A 14259-nucleotide genomic window follows, 5' to 3' on the forward strand; every position below is an offset into this window, starting at 1 on the left:
AGCGCGCGCGTTAGCCGTGAAGTGTCCGATAGGCGGTTTCGGCCGCCGGGTGAAGGGGCACGCCCGCGGTGTTTATGAGCGTCTCAGGGCTGAGGAATTGCACTCCGGTGCTCGTCTTCGGGACCAGTTCCTGAGCCCGTTGCACCAGCAGTTTCACGGACTCTGAAACCAGGTGGTCGGCCAGGTCGCTGCGGCACAGGAGCAGGTTGGCCACACCCACGGTCCACGTTGCAGAGGCGTCCCTGTAGCTCTTGGCGGGGATCAGGACACGGTCGTAGAACACGCCGTACTGTTCGCGCATGGCCTTGATGTGCTCGGATAGGTCGATCAGGCGGAGTCCGATTTCATTGGCCGTGGATGCGATGGCGGCGGTTGGCACGCCGCCGGACCAGAAGAGGGCATCGATGGAGCCATCGCGCAACGCTGCCAAGCCTTGGTTCAGCCCGAGATTCACCTGCTTGAGACCCATTCCCGCCGGTGCTGCGGAGATGATGCGCGGCACGGTCAGTGACGTTCCCGAGCCCACCTCGCCAACACCGGCCGTCTTCCCGGCCAGATCGGCGAAGGAGCGGAGGCCGCTGTCCTCGCGCACGATGCAATGAACATAGTTTTGGTACACCTTTCCGAGCGCCACAAGATTCCCGCCAGGCTGAGGGGTCGCTGCAGCCTGGGCAGCTGCGTCGGCAAGCGCGACGGCGAACGTCGCCTCGCCGGACAACACGCGCCGGATGTTCTCCAGGCTTCCGCCAGTGGTCAGCGGCACGGCCGTTTCGGCTACACCCTCGCGTTGGAGCAACTCCGCGAACAAGGTTGCGAACTCCAGGTAAAAGCCACCTGGTTCACCCCCGGCGACCGTTAGCTTTTGCGGCTTCTCGTCAGGGGTGCAGGAGGTGGATACCGGCAGCAGTACGCCAGCCAAACCAGCCGACAGCCCGGCTCTAAGAACTGCCCTTCTTGGCATGATCCTGCTACTCATCCCGGCCACCCGGCGGGTGTTGGAACTCAAGACGGGCCGTCAGTCCGTGCGGTTCTCTTCCCTCAAGCACAAGCTCACCGTCGTTCGCATGCGCCAAACGGTCCACGATCGTCATGCCCAAGCCGTTCCCGGCGATCTTGCTGTGCTGCGGCGCCCGCCAAAACCGCGTTGTGGAGGCGGTGCGCTGCTCGGCGGAAAGCCCGGGACCGTCGTCGGAAATCTCGACGGCGACCCCTCCTGCTGTCTGATTCGTTGCCACCGTGATCCGGGCGCCAGGGGCGTACTTGATGGCGTTGGCCAGAAGCTCACCCACCATATGCGCCAATTCGTCCGGATTGCAGGCGAGGTGGAGCGGTTGCTCCGGCTGCGCCAGCGCGATCGTCGAACCCGCGCGTTCAGCAGCAGGCATCGCCCGCTCCACCTCGCCCTGCAGGACAGGGAAGGGGTCGATGACCGTGTGGTGTTTGTGCCCGGTTGCGCGATCTGCGCGGGCAGATCCCTCGAAAGCGCGGTGCTCGGCCGTAGCCAGCTTCAGCACGCCGTCGAGAATTGCCTCCACACGCTCAAGCTCAGCAACCACGCCGGCCGCGGCGGCTTTCTCGGGCTCCGACTTCAGCGCCAGTTGCAGCAGATCGATCCGGAGCCGCAAAGCACCCACCGGGTTCCGTAGTTCGTGCGATGTGTCGGCGATCAGTTGGCGCTGCGAATCGATGCTCTCCGTGACGGTGTTGGCCATCGCGGTGAACGAACGACTCAGCTCCCGCAGCTCGGGCGGACCGGCGTCGGGAAGGTGGCTCGTCTTGCCCGTTGTCTCAAGTTCATGGACGGCGTTGCTCAGGCGATGGACCGGCCGCAGAACCCAGGCGGTGACGCGGGCCGCTGCCAGAAGCAGGAGCGCCCCGAGCGCCACTGCGGCAAGCCCGACGACGAGCCACCGCTCCCGCAATTTCTGCCGGGCCGCCTCGGGATTGACTTCAAGGACGGCCTCCCCAAGTACCTGGCTGGCTGTGCCGAAGGACCTCGAGATGACCTCCGTCCCGGATCCGAAGGGCCTAAGCGGGCTGAGCGTGGTGTCGCTGAGGTTCAAGCTCGCCCGGTTCAATGCCTCACGGACTTCGGCCCGGTCCTCACTGAGGCCGCCTGAGCGCACTGTCTGCGGCTGCAGGCGGATCAGGATCCCTTCACCGTAGAGCTGGGAATAGCGGTCCATTTCGCGTTGCAGCTGCGTGGTGTCGTTGTCCAAAGACGCATCATTGGCAAGCTGGGCGAAGCGGTTCAATGACGTGACGCGGTTGATCTGGAGTTCCTGTGTGAGCTCCCTGCCGGCCGACGTCAGGATCACGCTGGACACGGTGACCACAATGAGCACTGCGATCACGCTCAGGATGGCCAGGACGCGGAGTTTCATCCCTGCTCCACGCGGTATCCCACGCCGCGGACGTTGATGATGAAACCGGGCAGCTTGAGTTTGGACCGGAGGCCGGTGAGGTGGACGTCGAGGGACCTTGAGTTGGCTACGAAGGCATCACCCCAGAGGGCATCGAGGATCTGTTCCCTTGTCACTACTGATCCTGCATTCCTTGCCAGGAGGCTGAGAAGTTCGAACTCTGTTGCGGTCAGGGAGAGTTCCCTTTCGCCAACAGATGCGATCCTGCGGTCCAGGTCCACCCTGACGTCTCCCACCTGGATGCTGTGGGGTGCCGCAAGCCCGGCACGGTGGGTCCGGCGCGTCACAGCTTCGATCCTTGCCAGCAATTCCACAAGCTTCACAGGCTTGACCAGATAGTCATCGGCACCGGAACGAAGACCCAGGACCACGCTTCGTTCGTCGTCGCGCGCAGTGAGGATCAGAATGGGGACCTGCGTGACCTGTCGCAGCTTCCGTAGCACTTCCAGACCGTCCAAGTCCGGCAAACCGAGATCGAGCAGGATCACTTCGTGATGCCGATGCCCCAGGAGCGCGTCCTCGCCACGGGACACTCTTGTGGCTTTGTGGCCGGCGGATGCAACGGCAGCGCTCAAGGCGGACGCCATGGCGTCGTCATCCTCGACGATGAGCACGTGCACGGTCTGATCCTTATGGGCTGGTGGGCTGGTTCGCTACTAGAGCTTAACGTTGTGAGGCCCGCTCTGCGCCCTTAGGAGTGACCAAAGAGCGCAGAACGGGCCTCACAACCCAGCTGATTCAGGCGCGGGCGAGATCCTTCTTGTCCTCGTCGGCATCCCGCGAGCCAAGGTCCTTCGCGGCGAACGCGCTTCCCTGCTCGGTATCCAGGTGCGTGGCCTTCTTGTTCTTCAGCGCGAAGATGTACACCAGCAGCGAGATGAAAATCGCCGCAGTTACGTAGGTGAAGAACATGTCCACCTGCCCGGATTTCTGCAGGGCGGCACCAATCAGCGGAACCGTGCCACCGAACAGCGAGTTTGCGATCGCATATCCCAGGCCAACGCCCAGGGCACGGATCGAGGCGGGGAACAGCTCAGCCTTCACCAGTGCGTTGATCGAGGTGTAGCCGCCAACCATGAGCAGGCCGCCGAGCATCAGGAGAAACGCAACGAACGGATCCTTGGTTCCGGACAATGTGGAGAGCAGCGGCCAAGTGAACAGCACACCGGTGACGCCGAACCAGATCAGCAACGGTTTGCGGCCGATCTTGTCGGAAATCAGGCCATAAACCGGCTGGAGCAGCATGAAGATGAACAAAGCCCAGAAGTTGATGACGGAGGTATCGGTCTTTGCGATGCCGGACGTATCGTTCATGAACTTCAGGATGAAGTTGGTGTACGTGTAGAACGCCACCGTGCCACCGAGCGTGATGCCAATGCAGATGAGTAGCGGCTTCCAGTGCTTGGTGAACAGGAGCTTCATGGTGCCCGGCTGTGCCTCGCCTTCAACCTTGACGTGCGCGGCGCGGAGCTGATCGGCGGAAAGGGTTTCTTCCATGGACCGGCGAAGCCAGAGGACAACCAACGCAGCCACGCCACCGATCGCGAAAGGAATCCGCCAGCCCCACGCGGTCAGGTCTTCTTTGTTCATGGTGTTCTGCAGGATTACCAACACCAGCAACGCCAGCATCTGCCCGCCGATGAGCGTCACGTACTGGAAGCTGGAGAAGAAACCCCGGCGCTTGGCAGTCGCGGCCTCGGACATGTAAGTGGCGCTGGTGCCGTATTCGCCGCCCACCGAGAAACCCTGCACAACACGGATAAACACCAGCAGGATCAATGCCCAGAGGCCAATCACGTCCTGCGTCGGGAGGATTGCGATGGCGAACGATCCGGCCGACATCATGGTGACGCTGAGGGTCAGCGCAGCCTTGCGGCCCTTCCGGTCTGCATAACGGCCGAAGAACCAGCTGCCGATCGGACGCATGAGGAACGACGTCGAGAAGACAGCCATCGCCTCAAGCCCGGCCTGCAGATCGTCCGAGGAGTTGAAGAAGTGCGACTGGAAATAAGCCGCGAAAACCGTGTAGACGTAGAGATCAAACCACTCCACGAGGTTGCCCGCGGAGCCTTTAAGAATGTTGCTCACGGCCTTGCGTGTCTGTGCGGCCTCGCTGAGGGACGCAGCTTGTTGGGTGCTCATCAATGAACCTTCCTGGACGGCCTGCGACAGCAGCCGTGTCTCGCATGAGTTCGTTCTGTCCATGAAGCTCGTGCTCATGGCGTCCTTGCGCATGGCTCTTCGTCGACTAAGAAAGGTCCTCCATGGGTGAAGAGGACATATTCCAAACTATTGGTGATGCACGGCACAACCAACGCCGGAATGGATTTCCTAACACTTCCTTAGGTTTTCAAATGGCCTGGAGGCACGACGGCGGTACCCGGCTGCCGCCGTCGTAGGAGCCTTGTGTGCGACCCACCCACACAAGCCGGGTGCTCTCTCACATCGTGCGGGGTTTTGGCGGTCGTTCTCTCACGTCCTGCGGGTTTTTGGCGGTTCTTCTCTCACATCCTGCGGGTTTTTGGCGGTTCTTCTCTCACATCCGGACGGGTTTTGGCGGTCGTTCTCTCAGATCCTGTCCCTAGTTGCGGACAAGAATGGGCCACGGGATTACTGTTCAGGCATGGGTACTTGGACCGCACTAAGGAGCGTGTTCGGCAACCTGCCCCTTCCTCCGGGACAGGTGACCGGTTTGATTGTCGACGTGGTCCTGAAGCGACGGTTCCCCTGGCCACTGCCAGGATCTGAAGCACTTCAAAAGATTGCGGGTTCTGGCCTGCTGGTGATCGGTGGAGGGCTGAATGCCTGGGCTTTGGCTGAGCGGGCCCGCCGTTCGGCGAGCCGCTTCGAGTTGGAGCGGCCGCAGGAATTGGTGACCAGCGGGCCATACGCACTAACCCGTCATCCAATGTATGTGGGGTGGTGGCTCATCCACTTGGGTGGGGGGATCCTCGCCGGTTCATCCTGGGTGCTCATGACTTTGCCGGCTGGAATCCTCGTGGAACACAAGGGCGTGCTCCGCGAAGAAGGCGAACTGTCGGAATATTTCCGTGAGTACGCCGAATACGCGATCAAGACTCCTCGCTACCTCGGATTCCGGCGTCAAAACCCGGTGAACCGCTGACACCACCGTGTGATGTGACCGAGCGTTCCCCGGAAAGGGGGATTAGCTGAGTGAGGATCGGTGGAAGCGGGTCAGGATGTGAGTGAGGATCGGTGGAAGCGGGTCAGGATGTGAGTGAGGATCGGTGGGGTGGGACAATAAGACCGGTGTTGGGCCGGCGGCCCCACCAACCACAGTGCTAATACAGCCGGGTGCCTGAATCAACAGCGCCCGCGCGAACCACTACGAAATGGATGACCCATGCCCTCGCCTTCCGGCTCCAGCACCTTGAGCAAGCCTGCACCCCGCTTCGCCTCGATCGGCTCCCCGTACTTTGGCATCATGCTCGCCATCATGGCCGTGGTGCTGATCCTGTCCAATATAGGCGCATCCAAGGGCGTCGTGCTTGGTCCGATCATCACTGATGGCGGATTCTTCCTGTTCCCGCTGGCCTACATCCTGGGCGACGTCATGAGCGAGGTCTACGGCTTCAAAGTGGCCCGCAAGGCCATCATTACCTCGTTCGCCCTCTCCGTCTTCGCCTCGCTCTGCTACTGGGTGATCATCGTGCTTCCCGGTTTCACGGACGAGTATGGAACCGCCAAGCAGGCCGCTATCGAAGGCGCACTGGGACCGGTCCCCCAGATCGTGCTCGCTTCTCTTCTGGCCTTCCTCGCCGGCCAGACCATCAACTCCTGGATCCTGGTAAAGATGAAGGAGCGCACGGGCGAGAAGACCCTGTGGGCCCGGCTCATGGGCTCCTCCGTGGTGGGCGAGTTCGTGGATACGCTGATCTTTTGCAGCATCGCGGCCTCGGTCATTGGCATCACGGACTTTGGAATGTTCGCGAATTACGTCCTGGTGGGCTTCGTGTACAAGACCGCCGTCGAGTTCCTCTTTGTCCCGATCACAGTCCTGGTAGTTGGCTACATCAAGAAGCGCGAGCCGAGCTACGGGGTAGCCGCAGCCTAGCCTCGGGCCGAGATCGCCGGAACCGTGTGAGTTCGCCGGAAGTTTCCGCACGCTCACGCAGGCTTCCGGCGATCTCGACGCTACGAGTAGTACCGGCCCAGGGTCTCCGCCTTGAACTCGAAGAAATCCCCGGACTCGATGGCCAGCCGGGCGTCGTCCACCATCTTCACCACGAAGCGCTCGTTGTGGATCGAAATGAGCGTTGCCGAAAGCATTTCCTTGGCCTTGTACAGGTGATGGATGTACGCGCGGGAGTAGTTCTGGCAGGCGTAGCAGTCACAGCCCTCCTGCAGCGGCCCGAAATCGGCCTTGTAGCGGGCACCGGACAAGTTGAAGCGCCCGGACGGCGTGTAGAAGGCTGAGTTCCTGGCCACACGCGTGGGTGAGACACAGTCGAAGGTGTCGGCACCGTTCTCGATAGCCGTGAAGATATCGTCCGGCTCGGAAATGCCCAGCAGGTGCCGGGGCTTGTCCTCGGGAAGTTCCTCGTTGCACCACCGCACGATGGTGCCCAGGTTCTCCTTCTCCAACGCACCGCCGATCCCGTACCCGTCAAATGGCATGGCGCCGAGGTCCCGGCATGCTTTGCGGCGCAGGTCCTCATACTGGGCACCCTGGATCACACCGAACAGCGCCTGGTAGGGCTTCCCCACCCGGGAAACCGTCAAACGGGCATGCTCTTCCAAGCACCGCAGCGCCCAGAGCCGGGTCCGCTCCAACGACTCCTCCTGATACGACCGGGAGTTCTGCAGGGTTGTCAGTTCATCGAACGCGAACATGATGTCCGCGCCGATTTGGTGCTGGACCTGCATCGAAATTTCGGGGGAGAAGCGGTGCCGGTCGCCGTTGAGGTGCGACTTGAACCACACGCCGTCGTCATCGATATGCGCCAGCCGTTCCTTGCCGGGCGCCACCGCGTCGTCGGGCCCGGAAGTGTCCACGTTCTTCATGTCGATGACCTTCTTGAAGCCCGAACCAAGGCTCATCACCTGGAATCCGCCTGAATCCGTGAACGTCGGCCCGGACCAGTTCATGAAAGCACCCAGCCCGCCCGCGGCGTCGAGGATTTCGGGGCCTGGCTGCAGGTACAAATGGTAGGCGTTGGCCAGTACAGCCTGCGCGCCGAGTGCGGCAATCGACTCGGGCAGGACGGCTTTGACTGTGGCTTTGGTCCCGACGGCGATGAACGCGGGCGTCTGGATGGTTCCGTGCGGCGTGGTGATGGTTCCGGTCCGGCCCAGGAAAGTGCCGCCGTTGGCCTCGACCAAGGCGTCCGACGGCGAACACGTTTCAGTCAGCCGCTGGCCCACTGAAAAGGAGAACCCGGATTGCCGTGAAGAAAGATCCGGCAGGGCACGGGCGGGTGTGGACGGAGGCGACGAGGGCAGGAAAGCGGAAGCTGGCACGCTACCAAGTGTGCCAGCTTTACCGCGGGTAACCTGCGGAACCCGGCCTAGGAACTGTAGTTCTCAGCCTTCCACTTGTCCCAGGAGGACCTGATGTCCGCCAAGGTGTGGGCCCCCAAATCGTAGGTGGAGGCAATCACCATGGAACCGCCGTCGGGCCTTTTCTCGGGGATCGGCAGTTGCTCTGCAACGATCAGCAAACCATCGCCGTGCTCGGCGTAGCTATGTACGGTGAGGCCCACCTGGTGACGGCTCTTGAACCACACCCGGCCGGAGATCTCCTCGCCGGTTCCAAGTGTGAGGGAGTAGTCATCGCCGACCGGCGGGAGATCGCCCAGCCCCAGCTTTTGAATGGCCGGCCCACCACTTCCCGGAAGGGACACGAAGTGGGTTCGTCGTTGACCGTGCGGGTGTCTCTCAAGAGCGAAACGGAGTTGGTGCAGGAATGTGAGCCAGCCCTGGGTGATGTCCTCGTCCCATTCCGCCCACTCGGAATCGTGGTCCAGCGCGGCGCGCGTGACCTTCACTTCCGTGCCGCCGGAAACAGGGTGGAGCTCGAACTCGTCCCCGCCATGCACAGTCAACTTCGTGTGATCGGGATTTTCCACCACATCCGGGTGGAAGTAGATCTGCTTGATTTCGTCGGCGAGGTCATCGGCCTCCCATCCGTGCCATTGAGCCACCAGGGAGGGTTCGCGCAGCATTGTCCAAACCTGCTGCGCGTCGGCATTAACCACAACGCTCAGATTGTTCGTCATGGCCCCGAATCTACCGCCGTTCCCGTCTCTAAAACAGGTCTTGAAGTTTAGAAGTGCCGGGATTAGGCGGACGAATCAGGACACAGCTGGTTCACGCGCGCACAGCATCCAGTTCGATGCCGATGCGCCGGCCCAGTTCCTCTTCTCCCAGGGTCTCCGATCCACCGTGGGCCCGCAGGAACAGCAGCGACTCGAGGCGGAGGAACCGCCATTCGCGCTCGGCTTCATGATTGCCGTTATCGATCGCGCGGAAGATTTCCTTGTCGTACAGATTCGGTTCGTTAAGCGCGCGCTGGCGGACCTTGGTGGCGATGCGTGCCTTGAAGGGGTCTGTTTCCTCCGACTCGTGCGCGCGCAGCAATTTCTCGTACACGGCAGCTCGTTCGGTTTGTCCGCCCTCACGGCAGATGAAGCTGGAGAGCGCCAGGGCGCGTTCGATCGACGCCCAGCGGTCCGGGTTGCCGTCAAAGGGCAGCACGTTCAGGAGATCCGCGACCATCAGGGCGTTGTCCGGATCGCGCAGCACGATGCAGAGATCGAACGCCAGGTTGCTGAGGTCCCGGAGGCAGCTGCCGGACTTGGTGTTGATGCCCTTCGCCAGCCTTTCGGCGAGCACCTGAACGCCGTTCTTGCCCTTGTGATTGGCGACGGCGGCCCGCACCACAGCTTCAGGCGTCCCGTCCGGCTCGGGGATCAGCGCGAGTTCTTCGGGGGCCGGAGTGGTGACGGCTGGTGGCGTTTGTGGGCGTGGGGGGACGACGACGGCGGAGCCCGCGGCTGCTTGCACCTCGTCTTCAGTGGAGGTGCTGGAGTCCGCGTCGGCTTCGGATTCAGGCGGCAGGACGACTGCGGAGCCTGGCGCCGCCGAGCCATCCGAAGCTCCGGCACCCACGGGCACGCTGGAGCCGGCAGCGATACGCGCGATGCCGCCGTCGACCGTTGTCACCACCAACAGCGCGGCAACGCCGTAATCATCGTCCTGGACCTCGATACTGGCGATTTCCTCTGCGGGCCCGTCTCCGGGCAGGAACACAAAGTCTCCGGGTTGCAGGTCCCCAGCCTGCTTTTCGCGGTATTGCTGTGAGGCTGGGCTGTGAGTCATCGGAAGTCCTTTGGTTCTCTTGCGGTCCGCCGTCCAGTCTACAAACTCCGGCCGCGGCCAGAGGCGGGACCCGCTAAAGGACGCCGCCTAACTGCAGGGCCGAACTACAGGACGATGCCCGAGAAAGCCAGCGCCTGGCGCACGAGGTTGCCGCGGCCGCCCTCGAACTCCTGCTGTACATCGTCACTCAGGACTTCCCGTGGCGTCATCCAGGTGAGTTCCAAGGCGTCCTGGCGCGGTTCGCATTCGCCTGTGACCGGAATGATGAACACAAGCGACACGGCGTGTTGGCGGTCGTCGGTGAATCCGGTCTGCGAAGGCGCGGGGAAGTATTCGGCCACGGTGAAGGGAACGGGGCTGATGGGCAGTTGCGGGAACGCGAGGGGGCCGAGGTCCTTTTCCATGTGCCGCAGCAAGGCTGCCCGAATGGTTTCACGGTAAAGGACGCGGCCGGAGACGAGGTAGCGAACCATGTTGCCGTCGGCGTCGCCCTGCAGCAGGGAGCCGACTTCATTGACGTACCCGAGCGGATCCAGGCGGACGGGGACTGCCTCCACGTAGACCATGGGAAGGCGGCCGCGGGCTTCGAAGAGGTCTTCGTCGGAAAGCCAGCCTGGATACGGGTCGGGTGTACGTACGCTCATGGTTAAGTTCTACCGCATCCCCGGCCGAAGTTCCTTGGCAGCGAGGCCGTGGACGCGGGGTTACGCTCTTGGCGGCATTAGACGGCCAGGATGGACTGGAGCGGCTCCCCGGATGCTATGCGTGCAAGGATGGCAGGCTCCGCCGCGTCCGATGCGAGCGCCTTCCCCAGAATGTCGCGTGCGGCTTCGGGCGCCAGGACGATCAGACCGTTGTCGTCGCCCAGGACCAGGTCACCTGGGTTGACCTGCACGTCTCCGACGAGCACCGGGACATTGACGGCTGAGCCGTTGCCGTGGAGGCGCTTGGTGGTGAGGCACGACGTCCCGCGGGCGAATACGGGCAAGCCGGTCTGCCGCAGTTCCAGGACATCGGTCGCCACACCGTCGACCACGACGGCGGCCGCACCTTGGGCGAGTGCTGCGGCTGCGGTTACGGCCCCCACGGGCGCGTGTTGATGGTCCCCGCACATGTCCACCACGAGGACATCGCCGGGCTGCAGTGCGAGGAGCGCGCGGTTCATGGCGATGGCGTCGTGGCCTGCGATCCGGACGGTGACGGCGGGTCCGGCGATCTTCACGTTTGCCAGCAGGGACTGGATGGTCGGGGAGACGAAGCCGTCTTCGAGGAAGTGGCCGATGGTGGGGTAGCTGACGGCTGTCAGGTCTTCAAGGAGTGTTGAACTCACGTGGGATCCTCTTCTTTCTGCGGAACAACTGCCACGCACTCGATCTCCAACGACACGCCCCACAGGCCCACGCACACGGTGGTCCTGGCAGGCTTGGCGGTGCCGAAGTACTCGACGTAAACGCGGTTGTATTCCTCCAGTTGGTCCTGGTTGGTCAGGTACGTGTTGACCTTGACCACGTGCTCAAGGCTGGATCCCGCTGCTTCCAACACGCCCGCGAGGTTTTCGATGGTCTGCCGGACCTGTCCTTCGAAGGTGTCCGGCTGATCGTCCAGGCCCGTGATCGCTGGGATCTGGCCCGAGGTGAACACGAAACCGTTGGCAATGACCGCAGGGGAGAAGGGCCCGACGGCGGGCGCCTGGCCGGGGATACCGGCCAGGCGCTCGATGGCGGTGACGGTCACCGCGCTGCCGCGGCTTCCGCGGAGGGGGCTTCTGCGGGAGCTTCGTCGACGGCGTCGATGTTGCCGTACCGGGTCTCTGTGAGCAGGAAGAGGGCAACCAGGGATAACCCGGCCGCGGCCATGATGTACCAGGCGATCGAGGAGCTTTGGTGTGTCATGCCCAGGAGCCACGTGGTGACGAACGGGGTGGCGGCACTGCCCAGCAGGCCGGACAGCATGTAGGCCACGGACAGGCCCGAATAGCGGACCTTGGATCCAAAGAGCTCGGCAAGGAACGTGGCGATCGGTCCGTAGTTGGCGCAGAACGCGGTCATCATCGCGAGGTAGGCAACGAAGAGCAGTGCCACCGACTTGGTGTCCATGAGCCAGAACATCGGGAAGGCCAGGGCGGCCTCGGCAGCGACACCGGCGAAGATGATCGGTTTGCGGCCGTACTTGTCCGAAAGCCTGCCGAAGAACGGGATGAGGAAGAGTCCCAGGATGCAGGAGGCCAGAACTACCCAGAGCATGAGGCTCTCGGAGTGGCCGAGTTCCTTCTTGCCGTAGGAGACGCCGGAGGCAACCAACAGGGTGAACGTGCTGCCCGTGGAAAGGGTGGCGATGCCGCCCAGGACCACCTGCTTCCAGTACTTGGCCATCAAAGCGGCGAACGGCATCTTGGCCTTGGCCCCGGCGGTCTTGACTGCCTGGAAGGACGGAGTTTCCTCAATGTTCAGGCGGATGTAGATGCCCACCGTGACCAGGAGGACGGAGGCGAGGAACGGGATACGCCAGCCCCACGAATACAGTGCTTCGGTGCTGACAGTGGAGGCCACGATCAGGAATGCGACATTGGCGATCAACGTACCGGCGGGAACGCCAACCTGCACCAGGGAACCGTAGAAACCACGGCGGGTGGGAGGTGCATGTTCAACCGTCATGAGCACCGCCCCGCCCCATTCGCCGCCGAGGGCCAGGCCTTGGATGACGCGGAGCAGAAGAAGCAGCAACGGGGCCATAATGCCGATGCTGTTGTAGTCGGGCAGCAGGCCGATGGCGAACGTGGCCGCTCCCATGGTCAGCAGCGAAACCAGGAGCATGGATTTGCGTCCCAGCCGGTCGCCGAAGTGACCAAAGATGATGGCGCCCACCATGCGGGCAATGTAGGCGGAAGCGAAGGTGCCGAAGGCCAGCATGGTGCCGACGATCGGATCGAAGCTGGGGAAGAAGATCTTGTTGAAGACGAGGGCCGACGCCGTCCCGAAGACGAAAAGGTCGTACCACTCGACGGTGGTGCCAATAACGCTGGCAAGGGCAATCTTGCGCATCTTGGTCAGGTCCAACCTGGCTGTGGATGCGGAGGAAGTATCTACCGTGGGGGCCATCTGATTCTCCGGATGGGGTGCGGGGACGAATGTCCGGTGCAAAGTAGCTACAACTATGGTGTGTGCCCGATCACACCATCAATGGCATTACGTCCATCAAAACGCGGCTGGGAATGTGAAAACACACAGCGGAGCGATGCAGCAACGCTCGGCATCAACTCCCGACGGCGGCACCTCCTCACTTAGGCCCACGCCACCACCAGCCGCGCCGTCTTCGCGGGAACGGCGAGGTCGATCCCGGTCAGCTCCTGAAAGCGGTTGAGCCGGTTGAGGATGGTGTTCCGGTGGCAGAAGAGTTGCTCGGACGTTACCGTGACGTTGCCGGTGGCCAGGTAGTTCCGGACCGTTTCCAGCAGGCGCTCGCGCTCGCCGCCCCGGCACTCTGCCAAAGCTTCGTCGAGTTCCGCGGCGAGGTCCAAGCCGGCGTCCTGCAGGTTTTGCTGGGCCAACCGGGCCCACGCGGAATCGGCTGACAACGGACCGGAATCCCGGGGTCGCAGCAAAGCGGCGAGGCTCTCGGCCGTGCGGGCGGCCGCGGGAAGGGAACGAAGGCCAAGGACTTCGGGAACGTAGCCGCACGGGACATTGACGACGCCGGGAGGCAGCTGTTGCGCGTCGGTTTCGGTTCCGTGCGCCTCGCCTCGGGATTCGGGACCACGTGTCCGCCGTGCAGGCAAGGCCCAGAAAACGTAGGTGTTGCCGCCGGATTCATGGAGGAACAAGCGTTGCCGGGTGTGCTGGCCTGATCCGAATTGGGATGCCGCTGCGCGCAGCCGTGCGCCTGGATCGCCGCTCGCGGCTACCAGTGCAAAGCGTGATTCGGGGTTGATACCCAAGGCCGAAGCAACCTGCGCGGAGGTCTCCTGGGACGGCGTGCTCTGGTTGAACAGGCGGGCAATGAACTCGCGTTGAATGCTCGATTCTTCCTGGGCCATCCTGACGCGTTCGGTCAGGTAGCTCGTGTGCGTGCGGGTGGCGAATTCGTCTACGACGCGCCACACCTGATCCACGCGGGTAGCCAGCAGTGCGGCGTCCTCGGTGTGCGCGATCTCCAGCAGTTCAGCCCAGAGGATGCTGAAGTCCAAGCGGACAGCTGAGGTCAGGGACTCCGGCGGGATCCCGGCCCTGGCCCGCATGGATCCGAGGTCGGAAGCGAAGTCGAGCAGGCCATCCTCGCTGTCGATACGCCCGTTCCTGAGGCCGCTGATCAGGCGCCGGAAAGTCTCCCGCGCCGTCTCCTGGATCTCCTGGACCGTCACCTGGCTTTCGCCGTACTCCGGGATCTCACGGACCCTCGTGGTGAATGCCTGCGCCAGGGTGTCCAGCCGGCCTTCAAGCTGGTCCACCAGCTCAGTCCAACGAACGGCATGCCCCGAGGTTTCAGAATTGTGCATTCA

Annotated in this window: 14 protein-coding genes; 2 read left to right on the forward strand and 12 right to left on the reverse strand. The window is 62.8% G+C overall.

Features of this window, described 5'->3' with window-relative positions:
• Nucleotides 1-10 precede the first annotated feature (10 nt).
• The 4 genes from AC6I99_RS03720 to AC6I99_RS03735 form a co-directional block, all read right to left on the reverse strand.
• Nucleotides 11-961, reverse strand: a complete 951-nt coding sequence (locus tag AC6I99_RS03720) for a TAXI family TRAP transporter solute-binding subunit (protein WP_224166399.1) — start codon at nt 959-961, stop codon at nt 11-13.
• 7 nt (nt 962-968) lie between these two features.
• Nucleotides 969-2384: a sensor histidine kinase gene (locus tag AC6I99_RS03725; RefSeq protein ID WP_497960319.1), complete on the reverse strand. Its 1416-nt coding sequence runs from the start codon at nt 2382-2384 to the stop codon at nt 969-971.
• Nucleotides 2381-3043: a response regulator transcription factor gene (locus tag AC6I99_RS03730; RefSeq protein ID WP_497960320.1), complete on the reverse strand. Its 663-nt coding sequence runs from the start codon at nt 3041-3043 to the stop codon at nt 2381-2383. The genes AC6I99_RS03725 and AC6I99_RS03730 overlap by 4 nt, the downstream gene beginning before the upstream one ends.
• Nucleotides 3044-3161: 118 nt before the next feature.
• Nucleotides 3162-4565, reverse strand: coding sequence for an MFS transporter (locus AC6I99_RS03735; RefSeq protein WP_497960321.1), 1404 nt, complete (start codon nt 4563-4565; stop codon nt 3162-3164).
• 481 nt (nt 4566-5046) lie between these two features.
• Between AC6I99_RS03735 and AC6I99_RS03740 the strand changes: the two genes are divergently transcribed.
• Complete coding sequence (locus AC6I99_RS03740) at nt 5047-5547, forward strand: methyltransferase family protein (protein WP_497946644.1); 501 nt, start codon at nt 5047-5049, stop codon at nt 5545-5547.
• A gap of 240 nt (nt 5548-5787) precedes the next feature.
• Complete coding sequence (locus tag AC6I99_RS03745) at nt 5788-6498, forward strand: queuosine precursor transporter (protein ID WP_224094270.1); 711 nt, start codon at nt 5788-5790, stop codon at nt 6496-6498.
• Between the two features lie 80 nt (nt 6499-6578).
• On the opposite strand, the gene tgt is transcribed toward AC6I99_RS03745, so the two are convergent.
• The 8 genes from tgt to AC6I99_RS03785 form a co-directional block, all read right to left on the reverse strand.
• Nucleotides 6579-7904: a tRNA guanosine(34) transglycosylase Tgt gene (gene tgt, locus AC6I99_RS03750; protein WP_497960323.1), complete on the reverse strand. Its 1326-nt coding sequence runs from the start codon at nt 7902-7904 to the stop codon at nt 6579-6581.
• 47 nt (nt 7905-7951) lie between these two features.
• Nucleotides 7952-8662 (reverse strand): SRPBCC family protein, encoded by a 711-nt coding sequence (locus tag AC6I99_RS03755; protein ID WP_224094272.1) that lies wholly within the window; start codon nt 8660-8662, stop codon nt 7952-7954.
• Between the two features lie 91 nt (nt 8663-8753).
• Nucleotides 8754-9764 (reverse strand): DUF6707 family protein, encoded by a 1011-nt coding sequence (locus AC6I99_RS03760; protein WP_497960325.1) that lies wholly within the window; start codon nt 9762-9764, stop codon nt 8754-8756.
• A 104-nt stretch (nt 9765-9868) separates the two neighbouring features.
• Nucleotides 9869-10408, reverse strand: coding sequence for an NUDIX hydrolase family protein (locus AC6I99_RS03765; RefSeq protein WP_224094275.1), 540 nt, complete (start codon nt 10406-10408; stop codon nt 9869-9871).
• 77 nt (nt 10409-10485) lie between these two features.
• Entirely contained in the window at nt 10486-11094 is a 609-nt protein-coding gene (locus AC6I99_RS03770; protein ID WP_497960327.1) for an RraA family protein, read from the reverse strand.
• Nucleotides 11091-11498 (reverse strand): RidA family protein, encoded by a 408-nt coding sequence (locus tag AC6I99_RS03775; protein ID WP_497960330.1) that lies wholly within the window; start codon nt 11496-11498, stop codon nt 11091-11093. The genes AC6I99_RS03770 and AC6I99_RS03775 overlap by 4 nt, the downstream gene beginning before the upstream one ends.
• Nucleotides 11495-12862 carry an MFS transporter gene (locus AC6I99_RS03780; protein ID WP_497960331.1) on the reverse strand — a complete coding sequence of 456 codons (1368 nt, stop codon included), beginning with the start codon at nt 12860-12862 and terminating at the stop codon, nt 11495-11497. The genes AC6I99_RS03775 and AC6I99_RS03780 overlap by 4 nt, the downstream gene beginning before the upstream one ends.
• 182 nt (nt 12863-13044) lie before the next feature.
• Nucleotides 13045-14256 (reverse strand): PucR family transcriptional regulator, encoded by a 1212-nt coding sequence (locus AC6I99_RS03785; protein ID WP_497960332.1) that lies wholly within the window; start codon nt 14254-14256, stop codon nt 13045-13047.
• Nucleotides 14257-14259 lie beyond the last annotated feature (3 nt).

The organism is Arthrobacter sp. TmtSoilC77, from assembly GCF_059739415.1.